Source organism: Paragemmobacter kunshanensis, assembly GCF_011059185.1.
In the GTDB taxonomy this organism is placed as follows: Bacteria; Pseudomonadota; Alphaproteobacteria; order Rhodobacterales; family Rhodobacteraceae; genus Paragemmobacter; species Paragemmobacter kunshanensis.
The window spans coordinates 59,999-85,307 of sequence record NZ_JAALFE010000018.1; the positions used below are offsets into that span (position 1 = coordinate 59,999).

Here is a 25,309-nt window from a genome sequence, read left to right on the forward strand (position 1 = left end):
GCGCCACCGGGATCGGGGCAAGAGAAATGATCCGGTCTGCGGGGCGGTCGGGTGTGCTTTGCAACTTGATCAAATCCGCCCCCGAAGGTTACCTGTCTGCGGATGTGACAGGGCAGGGTGGATGGGCAGGGCCGATGGACGAGGCTGCGACGCGGAAGATACCCTCGCATGAGGTGACCTATGGCCGGTTGCGGGACATGATCCTGTTCGGCCATCTGCTGCCCGGGCAGGCGGTGACGATCCAGGGGCTGATCCGTGATCTGGAGGCGGGCATGACGCCCGTACGCGAGGCGATCCGGCGGCTGACCGCCGAAGGCGCGCTGATGCCGCAGGGCAACCGGCGCGTCGCGGTGCCGGAACTGACGCCTGCGCTTCTCGATCAACTCGCCTTCGTGCGCCTGACGGTGGAGCCGAAGCTGGCGGAACTGGCGGGGCGGCATCTGACGCCCGCGCAGATCGACCGGCTGGAGGGAATCGATGAAGAGGTGGACCGCGCCATCCGCGCCGGAGCGGTGAGCGGCTATCTGGAATCCAACCACGCCTTCCATTTCGCGCTTTACGAGGCGTCGGACGCGCCGATCCTTGTGGATATCGCGCGGTCGCTCTGGCTGCGCTTCGGTCCGTCGCTGCGGGTGGTCTGCGCGCGCTATGGGGCCTCGGCCCTGCCGGACCGGCACGAAGAGGCGCTGGCCGCGATGCGGGCGGGCGATCACGCGGCGCTGGCGCGGGCGATCGAGAATGACATCCAGCAGGGGATCGACCAGATCCGCCAGGCCCAGGCGGAAGGCGGGGTCTGAGGCGGGATCGCCCGGCCCCGGCCCCCGGGGCCTTGCCCCGGACCCCAGGGTATTTGGACCAGGATGAAGGGCCGGAGGAAGGGTGAGTGGCGGAATTTGATCAAATTTCTTGAAGGCGGGCGGTTTTGATCATAAGGTGATCGGGAAGCCTGCCCTTCCGGCGGGCCGCTGATTCCGCGAGGGCCTTGCCATGAACATGATCACCAACCACATGCCGACCGCCGAATTGCAGGCGCTGGACGCGGCGCATCACATGCACCCGTTCACCGATTCGAACGGTCTGGCCGCCAAGGGGGCGCGGGTCATCACCCGGGGCAAGGGCGTCTGGCTGACAGACAGCGAAGGCAAGCAGATCCTGGACGGAATGGCAGGGCTGTGGTGCGTGAACATCGGCTATGGCCGCAAGGAGCTGGCCGAGGTCGCGGCGCGGCAGATGGAAGAGCTGGCCTATTACAACACCTTCTTCCAGACCACCCATGTGCCCGCCATCGCGCTGGCGGCCAAGATCGCCGAGATCGCGCCGGGCGATCTGAACCATGTGTTCTTCGCAGGCTCGGGGTCCGAGGCGAATGATACGAATATCCGCCTTGTGCGCCGCTATTGGCAGGTGAAGGGGCAGCCCGAGCGGCGCGTGATCATCGCGCGCAAGAATGGCTATCACGGGTCCACCATGGGGGGCGGCAGCCTTGGCGGCATGGCGCCGATCCATGCCCATGGCGGCAAGATCGACGGGATCGAGCATATCGACCAGCCCTATTGGTGGGGCGAGGGCGGCGAGATGGGCGAGGCGGAGTTCGGACTGGCCCGCGCCAAGCAGCTGGAAGAGAAGATCCTGGAACTGGGCGCGGACAAGGTCGCGGCCTTCATCGGGGAACCGATCCAGGGCGCGGGCGGCGTGATCGTGCCGCCGGCGACCTATTGGCCGGAAATCCAGCGCATCTGCGACAAATACGGGATCCTGCTGATTGCGGACGAGGTCATCACCGGCTTTGGCCGCACGGGCAACTGGTTCGGGTCGCAGACCTTTGGCATCAAGCCGCATATCATGACCATCGCGAAGGGGCTGTCCTCCGGCTATCAGCCCATCGGCGGGTCCATCGTCTGTGACGAGGTGGCGGCGGTGGTGGCCGAGGGGGGCGAATTCTTCCACGGCTATACCTATTCCGGCCATCCGGTGGCGGCGGCGGTTGCCTTGGAAAACCTGCGGATCATCCAGGAAGAGGGCATCATCGAGCATGTGCGCGATGTGGCCAACCCCTATCTGGCCGAACGCTGGGCGGCGCTGGCGGATCATCCGCTGGTGGGCGAGGCGAAGCTGGTGGGGCTGATGGGATCCATCGCGCTGACGCCGGAAAAGGCCAAGCGGGCGAAATTCGCGAGCGAGGCCGGGACGGTGGGCCTGCGGACGCGCGAGCGCTGCTTTGCCAACAACCTGATCATGCGCCATGTGGGCGACCGGATGATCATCTCGCCGCCGCTGGTGATCACGACCGACGAGATCGACACGCTGATCGAGCGCGCGACGAAATCGCTGGACGAAAGCTATGCCGGGCTGAAGGCCGACGGCCTTTTGGTCGCCAAGGCAGAGTAACCCGCGGATATTGTTGTGAAAGCCCGCTCCTGCCAGCAGCTGGGGCGGGCTTTTTCCGTGGCGGTGACCTTCTCCAACTTTCGTTGAAGCCAGTGGCTTTCAACCTCTGTCGGATGGTGCGCGCTGTATTCATTCGGCGATGGTCCCTGGCGGGAGGCCGTTCACCGACGCGGGCCCCATGGTTGTAATGTCGGCAGCAAACTGGAGTTTTCGAGTGCGCGTAGTAAACGGTATGCCGCTTCTTCTTGCGGCGCTGATGCTCACAGCTGGGGTGATCCCTGCCGCGGCACAGGATGTTGGAAGCACGGGTGAAGTGGAGGTCGTCGACCTTGTCGCCGAGGCGGGACCGGGTTCGGTCGAAGCCAGCGTGGACGAGGCCGCGGATGATGCCGTGGGCGATGACAGCGTCACCTTCGATCCGATTTCCGCCGAAGTCAGCAGTCCCGATCCGCTGGATATTGCGGCAGGCGGTGTGGAAGGGCCCGTCGAGGATTTCCTCGACGAAACATCGGATTACGAAGTTCTGGTCCTGACCGGCGACGATGCCGAACCGATGACCGAGGCGGAGATCGAAATGATGCTGGTCGCAACCGGGACCGGATCTGACGGGGTCATTCCCGGCTCCGGCGACGAAGAGGTTTCCCTCTCGGACCAGCCGGGTTCCAGCGACGGCGAAACCTGCGCCATGCTTCCCTTGGCAAAACGTCCGCAGATCTGCGACTGATCCACGGGATCATGTATCGATGTGCCTCGCCGGACGGGCTCCGGCGTGGCATATGGACCGGGTTGGTAAGGTGGTGCCCATGTTTCGATTCGATGTCCGCCGCATGTTCTGTGGCCCGTTCCTCGCGCTGGCGCTGATCGTCGGCCAGTCCCCGGCCCAGGCCCAAGGCAACAGCGCCGAGGCGCAGGCGGAAGAGGCGGTCGCCGCGCCCCGCGTCGCTGCCCTTGCCCGTGAAGGCTATCACGACATTACGGTGGACTGGACGTGGCTTGGCCGCTTGCGCATCACGGCCCGGCTGGAGGGCCATCGGCGCGAAATCATCCTCCACCCCACCACGGGCGAGGTGCTTCGCGACCTCTCCGTTCCGTCGGGCACAGTCTACGCGCAAGAGGATGAAGGCAGTCCTGACCCGGCCTTTGGCAGCCTGCCGCCACCAACCTCCAATGCCGCCGCCGATGTGACAGAGGATCCGTCCACGACGCTTACCCTCGACGTCGGAAGTGGCGAGATCTTCGATGCCGATCCCAGCATCTCTGCCGTGGGAACCGGTTTCGCGCCGTGAAGACCCGCGCGCTGCGCCGTTCCCGTCTTGGGCTTGGGCTGCTTGTCCTCGTGCAACTGGCCTGCGCCGTCGTGTTCACTTACGACATCCTGACCGCCTTCTTCCTGCTCCCTGCCCACACCCTCAACTGGCAGCTGCGCGAGGTGGTGGATGTGGCTGCGGCGCTGGGGCTTCTTGGCGGTGTAGCGTTGGGAACCTTTACGCTCTGGCGCGTCGTGCAGGAACGCAACGACGCTGAACGCGCGCGTGACGCCGCGGAAGACAGGTTGCGCCGTGCCTCTACCGCCTTTCGACACCTGCTGGACGAGCGGTTCGCGGCGTGGGAGTTCACACCTGCCGAACGGGATGTCGCGCTTTTCGCGCTGAAGGGCCTGTCTTTGGCCGATATCGCGCGTCTGCGGGATACGACCGAAGGCACGGTCAAGACCCAGACCAACGCAATCTACCGCAAGGCAGGGGTGACGGGCCGCCCGCAGTTCCTGTCGCTGTTCATCGAAGATCTGCTGATGGAGGAGGGTGGCCAGAAAGCCACGCCCGAGGCCGTCTCGTTCGCGTCTCTAGCACGCGCTGCGCGTTCTTGACGCGCGGCGGGACAGTGCCCCGCCGCGCGCGTTGCGCTCAGTGATCGGCTGCTGCCGCGGCGGCTTTCACACCGTCCATGTCCACCTTGGCCCCGTTGAAGAAAGCGTTCAGGACAACCGCCGCGACCGAGGCGAGCAGGATGCCGCTTTCGATCAGGGGGTGGATCTCATGCGGCATCCACATCTTGAAGTTGGGCGCAATCAGCGGGATCATCCCGAAGCCGAGGCTGACCGCGACGATGAAGAGGTTGTTGCGGTTCTTCGCGAAATCGACCCCCGCCAGAATGCGGATGCCGGTCGCTGCGACCATCCCGAACATCACCAGCCCTGCGCCGCCCAGCACCATGGTGGGCACGGATTCGACCAGCGCCCCCATCTTCGGCACAAGGCCGAGGACGATGAGGATGATCCCCCCCGCCACGCAGACAAAGCGCGAGCGGACGCCGGTCACGCCGACAAGCCCCACATTCTGCGAGAAGGAGGTATAGGGGAAGGTGTTGAAGATCCCGCCGATCAGGGTGCCGAGGCCATCGGTCCGCAGGCCCGCCGAGAGCATGGGCTGGGTCACCTTGCGCCCCGTCATGTCGCCAAGCGCGAGGAACATGCCGGTGGATTCGATCATCACCACGATCATCACCAGCGTCATGGTCAGGATCATGATCGGATCGAAGACGGGCATGCCGAAGTGGAAGGGGGTGACAAGGCCGAACCATGCGGCCTCGCCAACCTTGGAAAAACCCATGGCCCCGGTCGCCACGGCGATGATCGCGCCGATGATGATGCCGAGCAGCACCGAGATATTGGCGACAAAGCCCTTGCCGAAGCGCGCGATGAGCAGGATCGAGAGCAGCACCACAGCCGAGACGGCGATGTTGCCCAGCGGCGCATAGGCGGGGTTGTTCATCTTGGCCGCGAGCGCGAGGCCCGCGGGCATTTCCGGCAGGCCGGTCACGCTGCCTGCGGCCATGCCGTCGGTCACGGACTTGAGCCAGTCGGCATGGGCCGGATCGACGATCTGCGGCGCGGTGGGGCCGACGGGGTTGCCGAAGATCCAGTTGATCCCGATGCGCATCAGGCTGACGCCGATGACGAGGATGATGGTGCCGGTGACGACCGGCGGGAAGAAGCGGAGCATCCGGCTGATGAAGGGGGCGATCAGCATCGAGATGACGCCCGCCGCCATGATCGCGCCAAAGATGGCGCGGGCACCGTCGGAGCCGCCCTGGGCATTGGCCATGGCGACCATGGGGCCGACGGCGGCGAAGGTCACGCCCATCATCACGGGCAGGCGGATGCCGAACCATTGGGTCGCGCCCAGCGACTGGATCAGCGTGACGAGGCCGCAGACAAAGAGATCGGCCGAGATCAGGAAGGCCACATCGGCCGGTTCCAGTTTCAGCGCGCGACCGACGATCAGCGGCACGGCGACGGCCCCTGCATACATGACAAGCACATGCTGAAGGCCGAGGGTGAAGAGTTTCGGGGTCGGCAGAATTTCATCCACCGGATGGACCGATTGGGTCATGCGTCGTTTCCTTTCCCTGAGGGGGGATTATCTTCGCGCCGTCTCCGCCGCCCCCTCGGGCTTGCGGTCCGGTTAGGTTGCCGGTTCTGTGCCGGTTCTGGGCCGGTTTGCCGCCCGCGAGTCGCGGTTTCGGTGGGCGGGGACGATAGGCCCATGTCGGACCATCCGGCCTCTGGAATTTTTTGAAACTGTTTGGCGGCGGAAAAGGGGGTGAAGCCGCCGGTTTCGCCCGCATGGCTTGAGATTTCCCGCGCCCGCGCCTACACGTTGGGCAAAAGGTGAAGGACAGCCCCATGCGGATTTACAGCGATCTGGCCGAGACCATCGGCAACACGCCCCTGATCAAGCTGAAACATGCCAGCGAGATGACGGGTTGCACGATCCTTGGGAAATGCGAATTCCTCAATCCCGGGCAGTCGGTCAAGGATCGCGCGGCGCTCTACATCATCCGCGATGCTGTGGCGCGGGGGGCGTTGAAGCCGGGCGGCACGATCGTCGAGGGGACGGCGGGCAATACGGGCATCGGGCTGGCGCTGGTGGGGGCCTCGATGGGGTTCCGCACGGTGATCGTGATCCCGGAAACCCAGAGCCAGGAAAAGAAGGACATGCTGCGCCTGGCCGGGGCGGAACTGGTGCAGGTTCCGGCGGCACCCTATCGCAATCCCAACAACTATGTCCGCTATTCCGGGCGTCTGGCCGAAGCCCTGGCGCGGACCGAGCCGAACGGCGCGGTCTGGGCGAACCAGTTCGACAATGTGGCGAACCGGCAGGCCCATGTGGAGACGACGGGGCCCGAGATCTGGGATCAGACCGGGGGCAAGGTGGATGGGTTCATCTGCGCTGTCGGATCGGGGGGCACGCTGGCCGGGGTGGCCATGGCGCTGCAGCCCAAGGGCGTGAAGATCGGGCTGGCCGATCCCGAGGGGGCGGCGCTGCATTCCTTCTACACGACCGGCGCGCTTGATGCGCCGGGCAGTTCGATCACCGAAGGGATCGGGCAGGGGCGGATCACTGCCAATCTGGAAGGGCTGACCCCGGATTACAGCTATCGCATCCCCGATGCCGAGGCGCTGCCGCTGGTCTTTGACATGCTGCAGGACGAGGGGCTGTGCCTGGGTGGGTCGTCGGGCATCAACATCGCCGGGGCGATCCGCATGGCGCGGGACATGGGGCCGGGGCACACCATCGTCACCATCCTGTGCGACTATGGCAATCGCTATCAGTCCAAGCTCTATAATCCTGCCTTCCTGAAGGAAAAGGGCCTGCCGGTTCCGGCCTGGCTGGACCGCGCGCCGCGGGCGATCCCGACCGTCTTCGAGGACGCATGACGCCCGGGCGGCGGCCAGCGGCCGCAAGGATGCGCGGCGGGCTGGTTGCGCTGATCCTGGCGGGGCTGATCGGTCTTGCGCCGGGGGCGCGGGCGCAGGAGGCGACGGGGCAGGCCCCGGCGACCGAGGCTCCGGCCACCGGAGGCACTGCCACCGGAGGCACGGCAACGGGGGGCACGGCAACGGGGGGCACGGCAACGGGGGGCACGGCGACCGGGGCCGTCGTCACCACGACGACGACGCCTGCCAATCCGGCGGGGCGGGGGACGGCGGTCGTCGTGTCCAAGGGCGCGGGCAAGACCAATGCGCTGGACTATGACGCCTGGGAACGCGCGGCCGACCGGGCCGAGACGACGCTTGCCGATCCCGATATCGACAGCCGCATCATCGAGACCCTGCGCAACCAGCTTGTCGATTGGCGCGCGGCCTTTCTGGTGGCGCAGAACACCAATTCCAGCCGGATCGCCACGCTGCGCGACCAGATCGCCGCGCTTGGCCCGGCCCCCGCCGAGGGCGAGACCGAGGCCGAAGAGATCGCCCTGCGCCGCCAGCAACTGACGGATCAGCTTGTCCGCTTGCAGGCCCCCGGCATCGCCGCCGAAGAGGCCTATCGCCGCGCCGACGGCCTGATCGGCGAGGTGGACCGCATCCTGCGTGAACGGCAGGCGAGCCAGCTGATGCAGCTTTGGCCCTCGCCCATCAATCCGGCCAACTGGCCCGAGGCGCTGGCGGTCTTGCGGGATGTGACGCTGGCAGTCTGGACCGAAACCACCTTGCGCTGGATGCGGGCGGAGACGCGGCAGGGCTTTCTGGACAATCTGCCGCTGATCCTTGTGCTGGTTCTGGCGGGAACGGGCCTGATGGCGGTGGCGGGGCGGATCCTTGCCGCGGCCCAGACGCGCCTGCCCAAGCCGCGCACGCTGCGCGGGCGACGGGTGGTTTCGCTGATCGTGTCGATGATGCAGATCGTGCTGCCTACGATCGGGGCGGTGGCGATGGCGCATGCGCTGACCCTTTCGGGCATGTTCGGCCCTGTGGGCACCGCCGCCGTGGAGGCGCTGCCCGCGGTCATCTTTGCGGTGTTCACGGCCAACTGGCTGGGCACGCTGGTCTTTCCGGTGGAAGAGGGGCTGGACAGCGCCGGACTGCCCGTGCCGGAGCGCCGGGCCGAGGGCCGGTTCCTTGCGCGCAGCATCGGGCTTGTGCTGGGGGTCGAGGCGCTGCGGCAGGCCGTGCTGGCGGTGGTCAACCATTCCGATGCGGCCAGCGCGGTTTTGGGTTTCCCGGTGCTGGCGACGATGGCCGTGCTGATCTTCCGCATGGGGCAATTGCTGCGCCGCCATGTGCGCGGCGCGGTGGCGGGCGAAGAGGGCGCGACCTTCGGCCTGCGGGTTCTGGGCCTTTTGGCGCGCGGGGTGATGCTGACGGGGCTGGCCGGGGTTCTGCTGGGGGCGGTGGGCTATATCGCGGCGGCGACGGCGCTGGTTTATCCTTCGGTGATCTCGCTGGGGCTGGTGGCGGTGCTGTTCGTGGCGCAGCGCCTTGTCGGGGATCTCTACGGGCTGATCACCCGGTCGGATGCGGCGGATCAGGAGGGGCTGATCCCGGTGCTGATCGGCTTTGCGATGACGCTTGCCTCCTTGCCGCTGTTCGCGCTGGTCTGGGGGGCGCGGGCCGATGACATCACCGAGTTGTGGCAGCGCTTTCTGGCAGGTTTCCAGGTCGGGGCGACGCGGGTTTCGCCCACGGATTTCCTGATCTTCGCGATCATCTTCGCGGGCGGCTACATGCTGACGCGGCTGTTCCAGGGGGCGCTGAAAGGGTCGATCCTGCCGCGCACCAGCCTGGATCAGGGCGGGCAGAATGCCGTGATCTCGGGGACCGGCTATATCGGGATCTTCCTTGCCGCGCTTCTGGCGATCAACTTCGCGGGGATCGACCTGTCGGGCCTGGCCATCGTTGCCGGTGCGCTTTCGGTCGGGATCGGGTTCGGCCTGCAGAACATCGTGTCGAACTTCGTGTCGGGGATCATCCTGCTGATCGAGCGCCCGGTCAGCGAGGGCGACTGGATCGAGGTGGGCCCGGTGACGGGAACGGTGAAGTCGATCTCGGTCCGGTCGACCCGGATCCAGACCTTCGACAGGTCCGACGTGATCGTGCCGAATGCCGATCTGGTGACGCAGCAAGTGACGAACTGGACGCGGTTCAACCTTTCGGGCCGGCTGATCGTGGCGGTGACGGTGGCCTATGGAACGGATACCCGCAAGGTCGAGCGCGTGCTGCGCGAGATCGCCGAGGCGCAGCCCATGGCGGTGCTGAACCCGCCGCCCGCGGTGGCCTTCATGGGCTTTGGCGCGGATGCGATGAATTTCGAGATCCGGATGATCCTGCGGGATGTCAACTTCTCGCTTTCGGTGCGGACAGAGGTGAACCACCAGATCGTGGAGCGTTTTGCCAGCGAGGGGATCGAGATCCCCTTCGCACAGACCGAGGTCTATCTGCGCAATGTCGATGCGCTGGGCCGGGCGCTTCGCGGGCTGAACGGCGAGGCCGAGGAGGCGGCGCCCATGGCCCGCAGCGCAAAGCGCGCCGCGCGGGACAAGGGGGAGGAAGAATGACAGAGCCGCTGTTCCGGGCCGATGCCTATCTGCGCGAGGCCGAGGCCGAGGTGATCGGCCACACCGCCGAGGGCGGCATCCTGTGCGACCGCAGTCTGTTCTACCCCACGGGCGGGGGTCAGCCGGGGGATTCGGGCCATCTGGTCTGGTCGGGCGGACGGCTGGAGATCGCGACGGCGGTCAAGGCCGAGGGCGGGGCCATCGCGCTGGTTCCGGCCGAACCCAGCCCGCTGCCGCCGGTCGGATGCCGGGTGACGCAGCGGCTGGACTGGGGGCGCAGGCATAGGCACATGCGCATCCATACGGGGCTGCATCTTCTGTCGGTGGTGATCCCCCTGCCGGTGACCGGGGGGCAGATCGGGGCCGAACGCGGGCGGCTGGATTTCGACATGCCCGACCCGCCCGAGGATGTGCAGATGCTGGAGGACCGGCTGAATGCGCTGATCGGGCTGGACCTGCCGGTGACGGACAGCTGGATCACCGATGCCGAGCTTGAGGCCAATCCGGGGCTGGTGAAGACCATGTCGGTGCGCCCGCCGATGGGGCAGGGGCGGGTGCGGCTGGTCCGCATTGGCGAGGGCCTGTCGCAGGTGGACCTGCAGCCCTGCGGCGGCACCCATGTGGCCCGCACGGGCGAGGTGGGGCGGGTGGAAATCGGCAGGATCGAGAAGAAGGGCCGCCAAAACCGGCGGGTGACGATCACCCTTGCGGATTGACACGCAGCCCCCTTGCGCCCCCTGTCCCGCTCGCTTATGCAGTGCCCCACGGACAGTTGGCCGAGTGGTCGAAGGCGCACGCCTGGAAAGTGTGTAGGCGGGGAACCGTCTCGAGGGTTCGAATCCCTCACTGTCCGCCACTTGCCCCCGCGAAAGCGTTCTCCCGATCCGGCTGCGGCCGGATTTTTCCGTTGTTTTCGAGGGTTATGCGGGTGGGGCTGTGAACCGGCCCAAGTGCCAGCGGGGCCGAAGTCGGTCTCTCACGGCAGATATTCTCTGGAGCTGTCAACCAAGCCCGTATGGTTCAGTGAGGTAAACTACTGATTTTGTTAGCTTAATGCGTAATTCCCGCCGCAACTCTTATCGAATTCCATGCGCATAGCAAAGCGGACCGGGATCCAACCCCTCTTCATCCGTTCGCCCCAGGCTCACCTTGAGTCAACGTGCCCTCTGCCTCCCAGTCTGCGTAGCACCTCCCGTCGGCAAGCTTCCACAGTATGCGTCCGTTTGCGCTGGCTCCAATCACCGTTGCTGCGGCCGCCGAAGCTGATGTGAAACTGTAATCGCTGGCGAAGACCAGCATGCTGGCGTCAACGCGAAGGACGCCCGACTTCAGAAGCGTCTCCCGAAGCGCGAGAGTGCCCTTGGGGATAGTAGGCGTTGTGCGTGCGCGCGCCTTGGAACCTGCCTTTACGACGAAGTCGCCCGATTGAGAGATCATCATTTCCGCAGAAAAGCCTTCCCCCCTGAAAAAGAAAACCGGGCTCGGGTCGTCTGCCGTCGTAGTCAGTTGCTCCAGTGGCTCAGCTGCCCTGCCGCGCATCTCGCGGAAAAGATCCCAACCAAGCGCACCGACAAGTGTCTTGGTCTGGTCGACGAACTCTTCCATCGCCGCCCTGTCGGGCAGCGGGAGCTTGCCAGCATCTTCGGACGGACGTTTGCTGTTCGGGACATGCCACCGTGGATTGCCCCCAACCGCACGGATGAGGCAAGCTTCCACATATCGCGCGTGGCTCTTTGTCAGATTTTCATCTTTGCTGATGAGCACCACGGTATCGGTCCAGTATGCCTTCGGGTCACGTCCAGCGTCATTTGAATTATGGGTGTAGAGCCGCGAGCCAATACCCTCAGACTCGCCGATATAGGCGATCAGCCTGTCGGGTTCGTTTTCGTCTGAGCCAATGAGCAAGTAAACACCAGGACGCTCAATCTCCGGAAATGCCTCCCTTACTCGCCGAAGCTGATTCCTCCGAAAGGCAATTGCTTGAATGGTCGACATAGAAATCTGTGCGACCCGAATACCGTTTGGGTCGCCATCAAGTAGGAAGATGTTGATCGAACGAGGCTTCAACTCGGGAACTGCTTTCACGGACGGTTAGGCTGGGGGAGTAGCACGGTTCTCGCTGTTCTGGGCTTCAGCCGCAGTATTGAGCTTGCGATAGGCTTCCGATGACAGCCAACCAGTCACGACTTTCTGGAACGACTTGTCATTCATGAACCGAGCGAAGATCTCTTCGTTCTGATCCATGCGTTCAACGAACAGTGTTTCGAGCAGGTTCTTGAAAACGAGTTCAAACTTGTCGCCGGGATTTACGGCTGCCGCTTGCCTCAAGGCTGCATCCGAGATCGCCGCTTCCACGATCTGATCGAAGAACAGCTGGTCGGCCTGATTGAAGTCGGTGCCGAACCGGTCGTTGACGACATCGATGAGTCGCGAGAGCGGCACCGCTTCCTCGTGGAGGACACCGGTTCCGACCTCGGATGGGCCATCGAGCCGGTTGGCTTGGCCATCATTCAGGCTGATCGAGCCTTCGCTGATCTTCTGAAGGCGGTAGTATTCAAGCCGCACTTCGTCATCGAACTGGTAGGACGGCCCGGCGCCCCGCTTTGGCAGTTTAGTCGCGAGGTGGCGCAGGAAAACATAGAGGCGTTCGAGGTCGGTGTCCTGATAGGGAATGATCTGGCTGAGGAATCCGTAGAGACTACAAAAGGCCATCAACTTGCCGCGCCACAGCTCGGCCTCGTCGGGCTTCTCCTCCTGTGTCTCCTTGAAGCGGGCCACGCAAGGATCAAGCGCGGCATTCATTAACTGATGGTCGTTTGGGCTCTGGCGTTGGCGCGGCTTGAAATAGACGGCGCTGAAACGGTCCAGGTCCGCGACGACATAGATGCCCTCGGCATCCAGCTCGCTCTTTATCTCATACATCCTGGCCGGATCGACGTCCTCGCCGACCTCCGCGCCTTCGAAGTAGGTCTTGAACGCCTCGCGGATTTCATCGCGCTCGTTGACGAAATCGAGGACGAACGTGTCTTCCTTCAGGGGGTGGATTCTGTTCAGGCGAGAAAGCGTCTGCACCGCCTGGATGCCAGCAAGCCGCCGGTCCACATACATCGTGTGCAGCAAGGGTTGATCGAAGCCCGTTTGGTACTTCTCGGCGACGAGCAACACCTGGTATTCCTGCGTCGCAAAAACCTCTGGCAGTTCCTTCTCACGGACGCCGAGGTTCATGCCTTCCTCGGTGTAGTTGACGTCCTTCAGCTTGTCGTCCGTGACTACGCCTGAGAATGCCACCAGCGATTTGATGGCGTAGCCCTTCTCCTTCACGTAGCGATCGAAACTCTGCTTGTAACGAACGGCCTCGAGGCGGGAACCAGTCACCACCATGGCTTTGGCGCGGCCACCGATCTTGTGCTGCGTTGCGGCGTGGAAGTGCTCAATCATCACTTCGGTTTTCTGAGCGATGTTGTGCGGATGAAGCTTGAGGAACCGCGCGAGGGCGCGTGCTGCCTTCTTCCGCTCGACGTTCGGATCATCCTCGCTCGCCTTGAGCAGTCGGAAATAGGTGGCGTAGGTCGTGTAGTGCTTTAGGACATCGAGGATGAAGCCTTCCTCTATCGCTTGGCGCATTGTGTAGCGATGGGCGGGTTTGCCGTCGCGCCCGAATACCTTGAGCGTCTTGTGCTTCGGCGTAGCAGTAAACGCGAAGAAACTGAGGTTTGCCTGCCTGCCGCGTTTCGCCATCGACCGATATAGCTCGTCCATGTCGTCTTCGTCGTTCGCCGACATGGCTCGCGCAGCCTCTTCGCGAAGGCCCTGCCCGCCGAGAACTTCCTTCAGGTCGGTTGCCGTCTCGCCACCCTGCGAGCTGTGTGCCTCATCGATGATCACCGCACACCGGCGCATCTTCAGCACACCTCCTTCGGCGTCGCCTCGCTCTTCGGCGATCTTAGCCAATTGACGCGAGACGAATGGAAACTTCTGAAGGGTGGTGATGATGATCGGCACGGCACTTTCGAGTGCTTCCGCCAGCTGGCGGGAGTCCTCGTCGATCTTCTGGACGACGCCGTGCTTGTGTTCGAACTGGTAAATCGTGTCCTGAAGCTGCTTGTCCAGGACCACGCGGTCAGTGATGACGATCACGCTGTCGAAAACCCGCAAGTTCGCTTCGTCATGCAGGGATGCAAGCCTGTGCGTCAGCCAGCCGATGGTGTTGCTCTTTCCGCTGCCGGCCGAGTGTTCGATCAGATAGTTGTTGCCCACCCCTTCTCTCAACGCCTGGTCGACCAACGACCGGACCGCTTCAAGCTGGTGGTACCGCGGAAAGATCATCGTTTCCTTCTTGACCTTTCGACCCTGGTCGTCGCGCTTCTCCTCGACCTGGAGATGAATGAAGCGCGCCAGGAGGTCGAGCAGGCTGTCTCGTTGCAGCACCTCTTCCCACAGATATGCCGTTCGGTAGCTCCTCCCCTTGGTGTCGGGCGCATTGCCTGCACCACCGTTGTTGCCCTTGTTGAAGGGCAGGAAGTGGGTGGCCGCACCTGCAAGCCGCGTGGTCATGAACACCGTGTCCGTGTCAGCTGCAAAGTGGACCAACATGCGCCGCTTGAACTCAAAGATCGGTTCGCGCGGGTCACGATCATGCCGGTACTGGTGCAAGGCGTGCTCGACCGTCTGTCCGGTCATCGGGTTCTTGAGTTCGACCGACACAACTGGAATGCCATTCACGCTCAGTGCAACGTCCAGTGACTTTTCGGAGGTTTTTGAAAAGCGCAATTGCCGCGTGAGCCCGACCCTGTTGGCAGCGTAGCGAGCTTCCAGTTCCGGGTTGAGACCGTGCGCCGCCTTGAAGAATGCCACCCGCAGGGTCTTGCCGTAACACTTGAAGCCGTGACGCAAGGTGGCCAGAGAGCCTTCTCGGTCCATCCACTTGGTCAGATCGGCCAGGACTTGGGAGCCAGTTTTCTCCCCATGGAGCGCCTCCAGAGCCCTCCATTCCTTCGGCTGTGTGTCGCGGATGAAGGAAAGGACGGTCTCGGGAAAGATGGCGCGATCACGGTCGAATCCTGACGCAGGTTCCGGCACGGCACCATTCGCCAGCATCGTAGCTTCGATGACGGTCTCGAATGCACCTTCTGAATGTCGCGAATGGTTCATTTGGTTGTACCTGCCAACTTCTCTCTCATGAACCAGACCGCTACTGGGCTGAAGGGCTGATGCTCTAGACCATTCACTCGGCTGTTGATCTGCTGCGGAATCTTCGTCTTGGCGTTTGGGGTGGAGCGCCACCATGCCAGTACCGAATCTAGGGCGGCTTTTCGATTGCTACGAAGAAACCCAATATTCAAGCCAAGGACCTCATTCAATTGTGAGTTGAAGTCCACGTCGTTGCTTTCAATCGTACCATCAAAGAGATAACGTACTTTGGTCTCGATCATATGTGCGCTGTCTGCTGGGTTCCACTTAAGGTCAAGATTCCCTTTTCTTGTATCGCAATGTTGTTCGGCAGCTGATCGTCCATCTCCGCCCAGACAGGCGCCGAGGAGGTTAGCATACACGAGTTGCAGTTCGGCATGATCGGATTGGCATCTCCAATGCTCAATTTTCATCGAAGTCGAGTTAGCCCGGATCCGCCCAGTGCAATAGCAGCACAGGCCTTTCTGTTCGCTGACAAGCGCAGCTCGCAGTTCATCCTTTTGAGTATAGTTGTCGTAGTTGCTGTGTGCTTGCGCCCGATGTTCTGTCAAACTCCTGGGTTCTGCACCCTTTGTGATCATCCTCATTCGTCCTCCTCCAAGAAGTCGAGGAGCGTCATTGCGCGCGTGATCTCCGGATCATCATCACCAATATCTTCGGAAAGAAGCTTTATTTCAGCCTTTGCAGCTTCTGATTTACCATCTCCGATTAGCTTCGCAATTCTTGCTATTCTGGCTTCGACGCCTGCATTCCTTGACCTTGTGTCCATGACCTCTTCAAGGATGCGGCTCGAGTCGATACCGAATGAGCGCGCCGGCGGATAGACATGGCCATCCTTGATCAGCAGGATCTTGTCGTGAGCCACTTCACCAATCACCTGCGGGGAATGGGTAGAGGCTACAAACTGGCAACCACGGAACGTCTCCGTCAAAAGGGGCACAATCTGCCGCTGCCAAAGCGGGTGCATGTGCATGTCGATTTCGTCGATCAGAACAACCCCAACGCCGTCTCTGGCAGGATCTTCGAGGTTTGGATTGGCTTGCGAGAGGCGGCGAGCTAGGTCGAGTGCCAGCGCAAGAACGCCTCTCTCACCCTCAGAGAGATATCGGACGTCGAGTTCAATACCGTCCTTCGAAATCAGAAGACGCGGCTTGTCAGCGCCATTGGTCGCCCTCAGGCCCGTACAGGTCGGCAAGAAACGCGCTGCTGCAGACCTGAGAGCCTCAAGGTGGCTGCCCGCCCGCGGCAGTTCATCTGCAAGCGCCTCTTGCGCAAGCATCCAGGAAGCAAGCTCCCGTAGGTGTAGCGGCCGCACATCGGAAAGTGCATCGGCATAAGCCGAAGCGGGGCCAGACTGCGCCCGGCCGCCCCTTATCTGTTCGTCGGATGGGTGGGAACGACGCGTTCCGAAATAGACCGCGATCGGCTGAGAGCCAGGCGGATACGGTTTCGACAGCCGTAGTGGCGTGAACTCCTCCCTTTCAGGCGTCTCGATGGTCCCTTCGCGTACCGATCCTTCCTTGCCCTCGACAAATCTCTCCCGCGGCTTGTGCAATAGGAAGCGCTGCTCGGCGTCATCAGGAAAGCGAAACAAGACGTCCACGGTCAATGATGCGGCGCCCAACCGAATATCATCAGCCGAGAACGCCAAAGGCGCCGCACGGCTTGCCGTGAACTTTGGCATGACCCGGGACAGTGACACACGTAGTGCCTCAAGCACACTGCTCTTGCCGACGCCGTTGACACCCACCAGCAACGTGAACTGCGGATCGAAGTCGAAGGTCGCCTGGTCAAACCCACGAAGGCCGGCAACGCTGAGCTGTCTAATCTTCATGCGGCCTCCGGGATTTCGAGCTGGCCGGTCACGGCGGCCGCGATCAGGGCTGCGCGGCGTTCTTTCAGCAGGGCGATGGAGTTCTCGGTCGCAGTGCGCAGGCGGTCAATCTTGGCGGTCTCGGTGCTGATGTGTTCGACGATCTGTTGCTGTTCATCGAGTGGAGGCACGGGCCACCAAGTCTCGAAGAAGCCTTCGGGATAGAGCCGCAGTCGGGAGGACCAGACGCCCTTGGAGTATCGGGTCACTTCCTGCGCGAAAACGGGGATGCGGACCAGCGCGTCGACGTAATCGGGCAGCAGGCGCGGGCCCGGGGTGTAGACATTGTAGGCGGGGCTGACGATGCCATCGACGCGGGCGGTGCCCATGGCGCCCATCCAGGCCCAGAGGGTGTTGATGGCGAGGTCCCCGGCGAAGCACAGCTTGTAGCCAGCCGTGCTTTCGGCCTCGAACATGTTCACGTCCTTCTCGGACCGGGGGGTGACGCCGGTCAGGTGCGAGACCGTCAGCATTTCCTCTTCGCCGGTCTGGGATCGCTGGTCACGTTCGCTGAACAGCCAGCGCGACCGCTCGACCTCCCAATGCGCAGGGATTTCGCCCAGCCAGTCGATGCCTGACGGGCGCAGGGGCGCGGAAGGGTCGAGGCCGCGCATGACGGCCTCGGCCACGATGGCGCGCCGCTTCTCGGCCATAAGGTCGAGGAGCTTCTGCTTGGCGGCGATCAGGGCGTCTATGTCGGCGGTTTCTTTATCCAAGAACTGCGCGATTTGCGTCTGGCGTTCCTTCGGTGGCGAGTGGATGCCAATACGCAGCATGTTGTCTTGGGTAAGCTTGTCCCGCGTACTTCCTTCAATCCATAAAGAGTAGTCCGCAACATTTAGGCAAGCTGCAACATAGCGGAAATCGTAGTCGTCCCGCACCCGCAAGACATGGATGTGGTTGTTAACCCAAATCTTCCCTTCAACTGCAAATGCAACAGGTTTGAGCGGATCGAAGAACGGCGCGCCGTCTTCACCCAAAAGAACCAGTTGTTCGTCAAATATGTAGTCGTCAATATAATCTACAATCCCATTTGCCCCCCAGTAAGGATATGGGCCGCTTCGAAAAGAGCGTTCCTCCGAATTCAGAGGAATCCTCTGACCGTCGAGACATTTTGCAACGTATCTGAGGGGGACTTGGCGCCAGCCCTTGTCTTGGCCGACCGGATCAGTCGTTACCGTCATTCTGTCACCTCCCGCAAAAGCCGCAGGATATCGTCCTCCGCCTTCTTCAGGTCCGCGTCGATGTCGACCAGCCTGCGAGGCGGCGTGAACTGATAGAAGTGGCGGTTGAAATTGATCTCGTAGCCGACCTTGTCCTTGCTCCGGTCCATCCAGGCATCGGGCACATGCGGCAGAACCTCGCGCGCGAAGTAGGCGTCGATATCCTCTTTCAGGGGCACATTCTCGAAGTCGCGCAGGTCGGGGTCGGCCTCGAAGCCCTTGCCTTCCCTGACCTTTTCGGCATCCGCATCCTTCTCGGTGAAGACGTTGCGGAACAGCCTGACCTCGGGCGCTCGCCAGCGGGACTCGCGCTTTTTCAACAGCTTCTCGATGCTGGCCCAGACCTTGTTCCAGTCCAGTTCCGGCTCGCGCCCCAGCGCCTGGTCGATCGCCTGGATGTCGTCGAGCAGATGCGGTGCCGCGTCGAGGAAGCGGGCCTTGTCCTCGACGGTCATCCGGTAGCGCAGCCGGAGCGGACGCTCGACGGTGACGCGGGTGTAGCCGAAATCGGCATTGTCGAAGATCTTGGACTTGGCGTTCTGGGCGTAGCTGCCGTAGAGGCGCACGATCTCGGCGATCTGATCTGGTTCGTCCGGGCGATCATCCCCTTCGGGTGCCTTGCCCGCGCCGATCTTGCGGCGCTTGTCGCCCTGGCTGCGGCCCATCGGCATCCAGATGTCGCGCGCGTCGACTAGCTGGATGGTGCCCTTGCGATGGCCGGGCTTGTTGTTGGTGACGACCCAGATGTAGGTGCCGATCCCGGTGTTGTAGAACATCTGTTCCGGCAGGGCGACGATGGCCTCGAGCATGTCGCGTTCGATGATCCACTTGCGGATGTTGCTCTCGCCGCCGCCTGCGCCCCCGGTGAACAGGGGTGAGCCCGAGAACACGATGGCTGCACGCGAGCCGTACTTCTGCGACTTGGGATCGACGTCTTCGAACTTCGAGATCATGTGCTGCAGGAACAGCAAGGAGCCGTCGTTCACGCGCGGCAGGCCAGCGCTCCACGGGCTGTCCTGCGGGGCCTTCTCGTGGCGGCGGACGATTTCCTTCTGCTGCTTCTTCCAGTCCACGCCGAAGGGCGGGTTGGCGATGAAGTAGTCGAAAGTCTGTCCTTCGAATTTGTCGTCGGTGAAGCTGTCGCCGTACTGGACGTTCTCCCCGCCGCCGTTGTGGTCGACCTGCTTCATGAGCATGTCGGATGCGGCCGTCGCGAAGGCCCGCTTGTTGTAGTCCTGGCCGTAGACGTAGAGCTTCGCTTCCTTGTGGTGATCGCGCATGTAGCGCTGTGCCTCAGCCAGCATGCCCCCCGTGCCGCACGCCGGGTCGAGCATGCGCATGACGGTGCCTGGCTTGCTGAGCACGTCGTCGGCATCCATGAAGAGGAGATCGACCATGAGATGGATCACTTCGCGCGGCGTAAAGTGATCGCCCGCAGTTTCATTGGCCAGTTCGTTGAAACGCCGAATGAGGTTTTCGAATACGAGACCCATCTGATCGTTCTTCACCCGGTCGGGATGCAGATCGACCTTCAAGAACTCTTTCAGCACGAGGTAGAGGATGTTCGCCTCATCCATCTTCTCGATTTCGTTGGTGAACTCGAAGAAGTCGAAAATCCGCCGGACGTTAGCCGAGAAGCCGCCGATGTATGACGAGAGGTGGCGTGCCAAGTTGGGGGTATCGCCGATCATCGTCTGGAACGTCATCGGGGAACGGTTGTGGAAGCGATGCCCTGATGCCTTGTTCAGCATCCGGTCGAGAGCATCGTCTTCCAGCCTACCACCCTTGCGCCGCTCATACTCCGACAGAACCTGGTCCTTGGTGTCAGCCAGCACGCAATCGAAGCGGCGCAGAACGACAAGCGGCAGCATGACGCGTTCGTATTGCGGCGGACGATAGGGCCCGCGCAGGAGATCCGCGATCTGCCAGATCAAGTTCGCCAGGTCCGAGTGGCTTGCCATGTCGTTCAGTCTCCTGCCGGTTTGTCCGGTCTGTTGTTGTGCTGATCAGTCTTCTTGCCCCGGGCGTTTGCCCGATGCCCCGGAAGCCACCTGCTTCTTCGCCTTTGCCGTCAGTCGCTCGAATTCTTCAACGGCAAGCACCACGACGACAGACCGGCCGTACTTCTCGATGGCAACAGGCTCCGCCCTCGCCATGTCGATCAGCCGCCCAAAGGCGTTCTTGGCATCGCGCGCCGACATGCTTTGCATGGTGAGCTCCTCCCCGAGTTGGAGCTACTTTAGCCAAGATGTAAGATCATGGATAGACGCTAACTTGCTGTGTCGCATGTCAAAGACAAAGCGCGTTGCGCTTCCCATTCGGATGGGAAGTCAGCTTGCACGGCGGCCTTGAGCAACTCCGTCTTGTGCTGTCCGTCGAGCACACCCTCGACAATTTCAGGAGCCAAGAGCGTCAGGCGGAGGATGCGCGCGAGGTAGGTGGTCGAGATCCCCTCCTTGTGCGCGAGTTCTGACACAGTCGAGAACTCGCCGGTGTCAAGGAGTTGCTTCCAGCGGAACGCTCGGGCCAGCGCCTTGATGACCGTTGCGGAGGGCTGCCGCGGGGCATTCTGACCGGCGGGCACAAGCATCTCTTTCCGACCGCCGCGCTTCACGATGCGGAACGGAACGTGGAGCGTCAGCGTGTCGGGGATCGAAGCCGCGCGGGTCATGCGGCTTCACCGATGCCGCCAGCCAGCATCTCGCGCGAAAGGCCGCCAAGGCCATCCAGGCGAAGTCGGACGTCGAGCCCAGCGGTGCCGATGTCCACACGCTCGACCAGCAGCGCCACAATGCGCGCCTGCTCAGCGGGGAACAGTTCATCCCACAGCGGATCCAGTCTCGCCAGCGCCTCGCGAGCATCCGCCTCGGTGACTCCGTCGTCCTGCGTCCGCGCTGCCTTCCATGTGCCGGCCACGATCTCGGGCTGGCGGAACACAGCGCGGAGTTGGTCGACCACCGCCGCTTCAATCTCGCCTGCGGGGACGCGGCCAATCGGGCAAGATCCGGCGCCATGCTTCAGTACGGTCTGGCTGACATAGTACCGGTACAACCGCCCGCCCTTGCGGGTGTGGGTTGGTGAGAAGGCCGCGCCATCCGGTCCGAACAGTATACCCTTCAGCAGCGCGGGCGTGTCGGCGCGGGTGCGTGCGGCGCGCTTGCGCGGGCTCTCCTGAAGGATGGCATGGACGCGGTCCCATGTCTCGCTGTCGATGATGGCGTCATGCTCGCCGGGGTAGCTGTCGCCCTTGTGCACCGCCTCGCCGAGGTAGGCGCGGTTCGAAAGCATCCGGTAGAGATACTTCTTGTCGATCCGGTTGCCGCGTGGCGTGCCAAGGCCACGCGCGCTGACCTCGCGGGCCAGCAGCGTACAGGATCCGATCTCGATGAAGCGTGCGAATATCCAGCGCACATGCGGGGCGGCGGTTTCGTCCACCAGCAGCTTGCGGTTTTCTACCCGGTAGCCGAAGGGCGGCACACCGCCCATCCACATGCCCTTCTTCCGGCTGGCGGCGACCTTGTCGCGGATGCGCTCGGCCGTCACTTCACGCTCGAACTGGGCGAAGGACAGCAGGATGTTCAGCGTCAGCCGCCCCATGGAAGTGGTGGTGTTGAACGACTGTGTGACCGAGACGAAGGTCACGCCGTTGCGATCGAACACCTCGACCAGCTTGGCGAAGTCGGCGAGCGAGCGGCTGAGACGGTCGATCTTGTAGACCACGACCACGTCGACCAGCCCGTCCTCGATGTCAGCCATCAACCGCTTCAGGCCCGGGCGTTCCAGCGTGCCGCCGGAGACGCCGCCATCGTCATATTGATCGCGGACCAGCACCCAGCCTTCCGACCGCTGGCTGGCTATGTAGGCTTCGCATGCCTCGCGCTGGGCGTGGAGCGAGTTGAACTCCTGCTCCAGCCCTTCCTCGGAGGATTTCCGAGTGTAGACAGCACACCGCAGCTTGCGGACGACCTTCGATTTTTCGGGCACCTTCGTCATGTCCGCCCCCTGTGGTTCTTGAGGCCGAAGAATACCCAGCCGTTCCACCGCGTGCCGGTGATGGCGCGCGCGATGGCGGACAGCGATTTGTAGGGGCGTCCCTGCCACTCGAAACCGTCGGCGGTGACAGTCACGACGTATTCGACGCCCTGCCATTCGCGCAGAAGCCGCGTGCCCGTGATGGGGCGGTCGCGGTCGAGGCGGATGCCGCGCTTCTTCTTGTCGCCGCCGTCCAGTTCCTCGCCCAGCCGTTCCAGCCGCCGGACGGTCTCGGGTTTGAGCCCGCCATAGGCGAGTTCCTGGATGCGGTAGGCAAGGCGGGATTCAAGGTAGCGACGGTTGAACGGTGGCGGCTCGCTTTCGAACAGGTCGCGCCACTGCCTCTTCAGGTCGGCCGTCGGTGTCGTCTTCAGCGCAGCCAGGCGCGCGGGGATGGGGTCGTGAGTCGTCATGCGGTCTCCGTTGGGTTCGGGGGTGCATGACGGCATCGGTCAGCCGGATAGTGTAGGCGAATTTCTCTCGTTTCGTCAGAAGGTTCGCTCCGCTCGCATTGCACGAGCCTGACCAGCCCGAGAGCTAGCAAGGCGGACAGTTCGGTGCGGCGCTCCGCAGCGGTCATCTGGTCGGGTGGCAGGGGATTGGGGCGTTTCATGTCTCGGTGGCAATTCTCGGCGGTGTCACTACCGATCAAAAGCCACCCGGCCGACCGGGACGGGACATCCCAGAGGAACGGCGTGTGGAAAAAGCGAACAGAGAAAGAACATCGGATCTTGCTGATCATGGAATAGTCCATGATTATCAGCGGTTGAATCAATCGAGAGCACTTGTTCAATGAGGTGAGTACATGGCGCGTAGGAAGAGCGAATTCGGTCCGAACCTCAGGAGTGTCCTTCAGGGCGCCCCGGCAACGCTGGTCCGGCAGTTTCTCGCCAGCTTCAAGCGGCCCGACGAAACTCTGCTCGCCCCGCCGGAAATCACGGAGGCCATGACCGAGGATCAGTGCAAGGCAGCGCTGAGCGCATACCTGCTTTCGGAAGACAAGGAGATCATCGGGCTACTCGAGGGTATCGCCAGCGCTCTGCTCGACATGGGCCAGGACAAGGGCGCGACCTCGCTCGACACGGTTGCGGGGCAGCGGCTGCAGAATGTCGACCACGACCAGTACGAAGCCCAGCCTGACCCGCTGTGCCGAAGCATCTGGATGCGTACGGTCTTTCCGATGCATTTTCACGACGCCCAGAGTTTCTACGCCGCGCGGCGCTATCGAGAGCGGCGGACGTACTACACATGCTGCGAGGTGGACTTCGACCACGCGTCTGTCGCCGACGCAGACGGAATCCCTGAGGCGAAGCTCTGTAACGCACTTCAGGCGGCGCTGGGACTGAAAGGCAAGGTCACGGCGTCCATCCTCGAATTGCCCGAGACCGCCAACTACCCACCGTCCTTCATGGTAGCCCTTCGCCATCCCGGGCCATTGTCGAGTATCGACAATCATCGCGAGGAAGGGGGCTGGACGGTCCACTACTATAGGCCGTCGCATGAGGCAGTCCTCATCTACACGCCCCAGCTGAAGAAGATTGAGGTCGCATCTGCCAGCAGCGAGGTTCGCGAAGTAACCTCGAAAGTCTTCGCCGAGGTGGTACTTGGGCGCCCGCCATCGGCCAAGCCCCTCACCCGCCGAGAGTTCAACCTTGAACGCTTCAGATCATCTTTTGGCTTGGACCGCCCGGCGTTCGACGATGTGGAGATCACTCTGGCCTCGGTCGTCGAGGCCGAGGTGCGCCTCGGTTCGTGGGGCCGGCGGCTGAACATCAAGGTGACCATTGAGGACAAGATGGAGGACGTAATCCGGCAATACGTCTCCAATTCATCCACCCTGATCCGGAGTTTCGGCTTTACAAAGATCGTCATCGCAATCGGCTACACACGTCGATCAGACGGCAAGAAAGGAACCTTTCGGGTCTCGATCTCGGGTGGCAGCAGTTCGGACGTTCAGAGCATTCGCGATCCCTTCCTGCGGGACCTCGGGTTCCGACTGCTGGAACACTGGGAACTTACGCAGGGTCTTCGGGCCCTCACCGAAGACGAACGGGCACGTTGGTTCGGTTTTCTGTTGTCGCTATACGACCTGCCTGGCGACACAGTCGCGGGTTCGTTCTTCGCCTCCGCGGGCGTCGACCCGGCGCGTCTGATGAGTGCCAGATTGATAGCCCGAAACGGACGACAGGTGATAGGGTTGGCCGAGGATGACGGTGAGGTTGTGGAGGTTGAGCAGGAATCGGGTCCAGAGCCTGGGACGGTTCGGCAAACCGGTTCTTTTGGTGAAGAGGACGGATTGCGTCTCGACACCAATGCGATCGAATACGGGATTGATCGAGCATGGCTCGCCGAAACCATCCTCAAAGCGCTAGCTGGCTCTCTCCGCATTAGGAACATCGAAACCGTCAACGAGTTCCTCGTCGCGTTTGGGCGGATGGCACTGGGTGATCGAACACTCCCGCTCTACCTGGCGCGCCGCCTTGCCGATCCAAAGGTCCGCGACGCTGTCGAGAATGCGCTTCGTTCGCGGCACACGGCGGGTCCCGGTCTCGTGCTCGCCGTTTCCGATGAGCCGCCACAATTCCTCGGGCCGAATGTCGTTATCGCTCTGCGCGACCTCCTGCTCAAAGACGGAAGCCTCGGAGATCTGGACAGAGAGGAAATGGCCCGGCGCTTCGAGGCCAACCGAACGCTCGCGGTGTCCGCTCAGGTCGCTCAAGTCTTGCGACACAAGCCCACCTCCGGGACGCTGATCATCCCGGGTCTCGAGCCGCTGACGCTCGACGGCGCACTTCAGGTTCAGCTCTTTGAGCGACTGGTCGAAGCGGCGAAAGATGGAACTGGCCAGCGGCTGACCAAGGTCCTCATGGACGGGATGGGATCCGACAATCCAAAGCAGCTGTTCTCTTCCGGCGCATGGGCGAAGGTACATCCGAGGTACATCCGACAAGGCTCGAGCAACCGATACTGGCGTCTGGGCGAGAGGACCGACGTCGCGTGATCTAGAGTTCATCTAGGGTTTCGAGCGGGACGGTCTAACAGAGCGCTGATTAATGGAAGGGCTCCACACAGAGGAGCTTTTCATGCCGACTCCCTTCCCCTCGCGCCAGGCAGCCCAGACGAGCTGGTCCGGCGCCGCGAACACCAAGCCCACCGCCTCGAACTCGGAATGGCGCTGCACGCGCTGTGACAAGCTGCTCGGCGTCTGCCGGGACGGCCGCATGCACCTGCGCTTCGCGCGGGGGCACGAGTATCTCGTGGGCTT

20 protein-coding genes, 1 tRNA gene and 1 pseudogene are annotated in these 25,309 nt (G+C 62.7%); 11 read left to right on the top strand and 11 right to left on the bottom strand.

Translation table 11 applies throughout. From position 1 onward, the window contains the following. The first annotated feature begins 134 nt into the window (after window positions 1-134). The 5 genes from G5V65_RS16575 (at window position 135) to G5V65_RS16595 (ending at window position 4,255) form a co-directional block, all read left to right on the top strand. Window positions 135-797: a GntR family transcriptional regulator gene (locus tag G5V65_RS16575; RefSeq protein ID WP_165052232.1), complete on the top strand. Its 663-nt coding sequence runs from the start codon at window positions 135-137 to the stop codon at window positions 795-797. A 190-nt stretch (window positions 798-987) separates the two neighbouring features. Continuing rightward, window positions 988-2,388 (top strand): aspartate aminotransferase family protein, encoded by a 1,401-nt coding sequence (locus tag G5V65_RS16580; protein ID WP_165052235.1) that lies wholly within the window; start codon window positions 988-990, stop codon window positions 2,386-2,388. 232 nt (window positions 2,389-2,620) lie between these two features. After that, on the top strand, window positions 2,621-3,112 hold the full coding sequence (locus G5V65_RS16585; protein ID WP_165052237.1) for a hypothetical protein: 492 nt from the start codon (window positions 2,621-2,623) through the stop codon (window positions 3,110-3,112). Between the two features lie 79 nt (window positions 3,113-3,191). Further along, on the top strand, window positions 3,192-3,674 hold the full coding sequence (locus tag G5V65_RS16590) for a hypothetical protein (protein ID WP_165052239.1): 483 nt from the start codon (window positions 3,192-3,194) through the stop codon (window positions 3,672-3,674). Beyond that, window positions 3,671-4,255, top strand: a complete 585-nt coding sequence (locus tag G5V65_RS16595) for a helix-turn-helix transcriptional regulator (protein WP_206526845.1) — start codon at window positions 3,671-3,673, stop codon at window positions 4,253-4,255. Before G5V65_RS16590 ends, G5V65_RS16595 begins: the two co-directional genes overlap by 4 nt. 37 nt (window positions 4,256-4,292) lie before the next feature. Here G5V65_RS16595 and G5V65_RS16600 read toward each other — a convergent pair whose 3' ends face one another. Next, the gene (locus G5V65_RS16600) at window positions 4,293-5,780 is read right to left on the bottom strand and encodes a nucleobase:cation symporter-2 family protein (RefSeq protein ID WP_165052242.1); all 1,488 of its coding nucleotides are present in this window, start codon (window positions 5,778-5,780) and stop codon (window positions 4,293-4,295) included. Window positions 5,781-6,073: 293 nt separating this feature from the next. On the opposite strand from G5V65_RS16600, the gene G5V65_RS16605 reads away from it, so the two are divergent. The 4 genes from G5V65_RS16605 (at window position 6,074) to G5V65_RS16620 (ending at window position 10,582) form a co-directional block, all read left to right on the top strand. Continuing rightward, window positions 6,074-7,108: a cysteine synthase A gene (locus G5V65_RS16605; RefSeq protein WP_165052244.1), complete on the top strand. Its 1,035-nt coding sequence runs from the start codon at window positions 6,074-6,076 to the stop codon at window positions 7,106-7,108. Between the two features lie 29 nt (window positions 7,109-7,137). Continuing rightward, complete coding sequence (locus G5V65_RS16610; protein ID WP_165052246.1) at window positions 7,138-9,726, top strand: DUF3772 domain-containing protein; 2,589 nt, start codon at window positions 7,138-7,140, stop codon at window positions 9,724-9,726. After that, entirely contained in the window at window positions 9,723-10,442 is a 720-nt protein-coding gene (locus G5V65_RS16615) for an alanyl-tRNA editing protein (protein ID WP_165052248.1), read from the top strand. Before G5V65_RS16610 ends, G5V65_RS16615 begins: the two co-directional genes overlap by 4 nt. 50 nt (window positions 10,443-10,492) lie before the next feature. Continuing rightward, a tRNA-Ser gene (locus G5V65_RS16620) sits at window positions 10,493-10,582 on the top strand. Between the two features lie 269 nt (window positions 10,583-10,851). Here the strand turns inward: G5V65_RS16620 and G5V65_RS16625 are convergent. The 10 genes from G5V65_RS16625 to G5V65_RS16670 are packed head-to-tail and all read right to left on the bottom strand — an operon-like array spanning window position 10,852 to window position 22,457. After that, window positions 10,852-11,811, bottom strand: a complete 960-nt coding sequence (locus tag G5V65_RS16625; RefSeq protein ID WP_343162859.1) for a GIY-YIG nuclease family protein — start codon at window positions 11,809-11,811, stop codon at window positions 10,852-10,854. Between the two features lie 6 nt (window positions 11,812-11,817). Next, window positions 11,818-14,823, bottom strand: a complete 3,006-nt coding sequence (locus G5V65_RS16630; protein ID WP_241250615.1) for a type I restriction endonuclease subunit R — start codon at window positions 14,821-14,823, stop codon at window positions 11,818-11,820. Window positions 14,824-14,873: 50 nt separating this feature from the next. Continuing rightward, entirely contained in the window at window positions 14,874-15,503 is a 630-nt protein-coding gene (locus tag G5V65_RS16635; protein WP_206526846.1) for a retron system putative HNH endonuclease, read from the bottom strand. After that, window positions 15,500-16,750 carry an AAA family ATPase gene (locus G5V65_RS16640; protein ID WP_165052253.1) on the bottom strand — a complete coding sequence of 417 codons (1,251 nt, stop codon included), beginning with the start codon at window positions 16,748-16,750 and terminating at the stop codon, window positions 15,500-15,502. The genes G5V65_RS16635 and G5V65_RS16640 overlap by 4 nt, the downstream gene beginning before the upstream one ends. Continuing rightward, on the bottom strand, window positions 16,747-17,973 hold the full coding sequence (locus G5V65_RS16645; RefSeq protein ID WP_165052255.1) for a restriction endonuclease subunit S: 1,227 nt from the start codon (window positions 17,971-17,973) through the stop codon (window positions 16,747-16,749). Before G5V65_RS16645 ends, G5V65_RS16640 begins: the two co-directional genes overlap by 4 nt. Beyond that, entirely contained in the window at window positions 17,970-19,973 is a 2,004-nt protein-coding gene (locus tag G5V65_RS16650) for a type I restriction-modification system subunit M (protein ID WP_165052257.1), read from the bottom strand. Before G5V65_RS16650 ends, G5V65_RS16645 begins: the two co-directional genes overlap by 4 nt. Before the next feature lie 45 nt (window positions 19,974-20,018). Then, window positions 20,019-20,222, bottom strand: a complete 204-nt coding sequence (locus G5V65_RS16655; RefSeq protein WP_036732765.1) for a type II toxin-antitoxin system Phd/YefM family antitoxin — start codon at window positions 20,220-20,222, stop codon at window positions 20,019-20,021. Window positions 20,223-20,281: 59 nt separating this feature from the next. Continuing rightward, window positions 20,282-20,683: a hypothetical protein gene (locus G5V65_RS16660; protein WP_165052259.1), complete on the bottom strand. Its 402-nt coding sequence runs from the start codon at window positions 20,681-20,683 to the stop codon at window positions 20,282-20,284. Further along, window positions 20,680-22,005: a recombinase family protein gene (locus G5V65_RS16665; RefSeq protein ID WP_165052261.1), complete on the bottom strand. Its 1,326-nt coding sequence runs from the start codon at window positions 22,003-22,005 to the stop codon at window positions 20,680-20,682. Before G5V65_RS16665 ends, G5V65_RS16660 begins: the two co-directional genes overlap by 4 nt. Next, window positions 22,002-22,457, bottom strand: a complete 456-nt coding sequence (locus tag G5V65_RS16670; protein WP_165052263.1) for a DUF2924 domain-containing protein — start codon at window positions 22,455-22,457, stop codon at window positions 22,002-22,004. Before G5V65_RS16670 ends, G5V65_RS16665 begins: the two co-directional genes overlap by 4 nt. Before the next feature lie 392 nt (window positions 22,458-22,849). On the opposite strand from G5V65_RS16670, the gene G5V65_RS16675 reads away from it, so the two are divergent. Both G5V65_RS16675 and G5V65_RS16680 read left to right on the top strand, forming a co-directional pair. Then, entirely contained in the window at window positions 22,850-25,045 is a 2,196-nt protein-coding gene (locus G5V65_RS16675; RefSeq protein WP_165052265.1) for a hypothetical protein, read from the top strand. A gap of 82 nt (window positions 25,046-25,127) precedes the next feature. Continuing rightward, window positions 25,128-25,309 (top strand): annotated as a pseudogene (locus G5V65_RS16680) (hypothetical protein); the annotation flags it as partial.

Excerpts from the sequence above, each read along its gene's own strand:
- G5V65_RS16575 (WP_165052232.1), top strand. The coding sequence starts at position 135 with ATGGACGAGGCTGCGACGCGGAAGATACCCTCGCATGAGGTGACCTAT.
- G5V65_RS16580 (WP_165052235.1), top strand. The coding sequence starts at position 988 with ATGAACATGATCACCAACCACATGCCGACCGCCGAATTGCAGGCGCTG.
- G5V65_RS16585 (WP_165052237.1), top strand. The coding sequence starts at position 2,621 with ATGCCGCTTCTTCTTGCGGCGCTGATGCTCACAGCTGGGGTGATCCCT.
- G5V65_RS16590 (WP_165052239.1), top strand. The coding sequence starts at position 3,192 with ATGTTTCGATTCGATGTCCGCCGCATGTTCTGTGGCCCGTTCCTCGCG.
- G5V65_RS16600 (WP_165052242.1), bottom strand. The coding sequence starts at position 5,780 with ATGACCCAATCGGTCCATCCGGTGGATGAAATTCTGCCGACCCCGAAA.
- G5V65_RS16605 (WP_165052244.1), top strand. The coding sequence starts at position 6,074 with ATGCGGATTTACAGCGATCTGGCCGAGACCATCGGCAACACGCCCCTG.
- G5V65_RS16610 (WP_165052246.1), top strand. The coding sequence starts at position 7,138 with ATGCGCGGCGGGCTGGTTGCGCTGATCCTGGCGGGGCTGATCGGTCTT.
- G5V65_RS16615 (WP_165052248.1), top strand. The coding sequence starts at position 9,723 with ATGACAGAGCCGCTGTTCCGGGCCGATGCCTATCTGCGCGAGGCCGAG.
- G5V65_RS16630 (WP_241250615.1), bottom strand. The coding sequence starts at position 14,823 with ATGCTGGCGAATGGTGCCGTGCCGGAACCTGCGTCAGGATTCGACCGT.
- G5V65_RS16635 (WP_206526846.1), bottom strand. The coding sequence starts at position 15,503 with ATGAGGATGATCACAAAGGGTGCAGAACCCAGGAGTTTGACAGAACAT.
- G5V65_RS16640 (WP_165052253.1), bottom strand. The coding sequence starts at position 16,750 with ATGAAGATTAGACAGCTCAGCGTTGCCGGCCTTCGTGGGTTTGACCAG.
- G5V65_RS16645 (WP_165052255.1), bottom strand. The coding sequence starts at position 17,973 with ATGACGGTAACGACTGATCCGGTCGGCCAAGACAAGGGCTGGCGCCAA.
- G5V65_RS16650 (WP_165052257.1), bottom strand. The coding sequence starts at position 19,973 with ATGGCAAGCCACTCGGACCTGGCGAACTTGATCTGGCAGATCGCGGAT.
- G5V65_RS16655 (WP_036732765.1), bottom strand. The coding sequence starts at position 20,222 with ATGCAAAGCATGTCGGCGCGCGATGCCAAGAACGCCTTTGGGCGGCTG.
- G5V65_RS16660 (WP_165052259.1), bottom strand. The coding sequence starts at position 20,683 with ATGACCCGCGCGGCTTCGATCCCCGACACGCTGACGCTCCACGTTCCG.
- G5V65_RS16665 (WP_165052261.1), bottom strand. The coding sequence starts at position 22,005 with ATGACGAAGGTGCCCGAAAAATCGAAGGTCGTCCGCAAGCTGCGGTGT.
- G5V65_RS16670 (WP_165052263.1), bottom strand. The coding sequence starts at position 22,457 with ATGACGACTCACGACCCCATCCCCGCGCGCCTGGCTGCGCTGAAGACG.
- G5V65_RS16675 (WP_165052265.1), top strand. The coding sequence starts at position 22,850 with ATGGCGCGTAGGAAGAGCGAATTCGGTCCGAACCTCAGGAGTGTCCTT.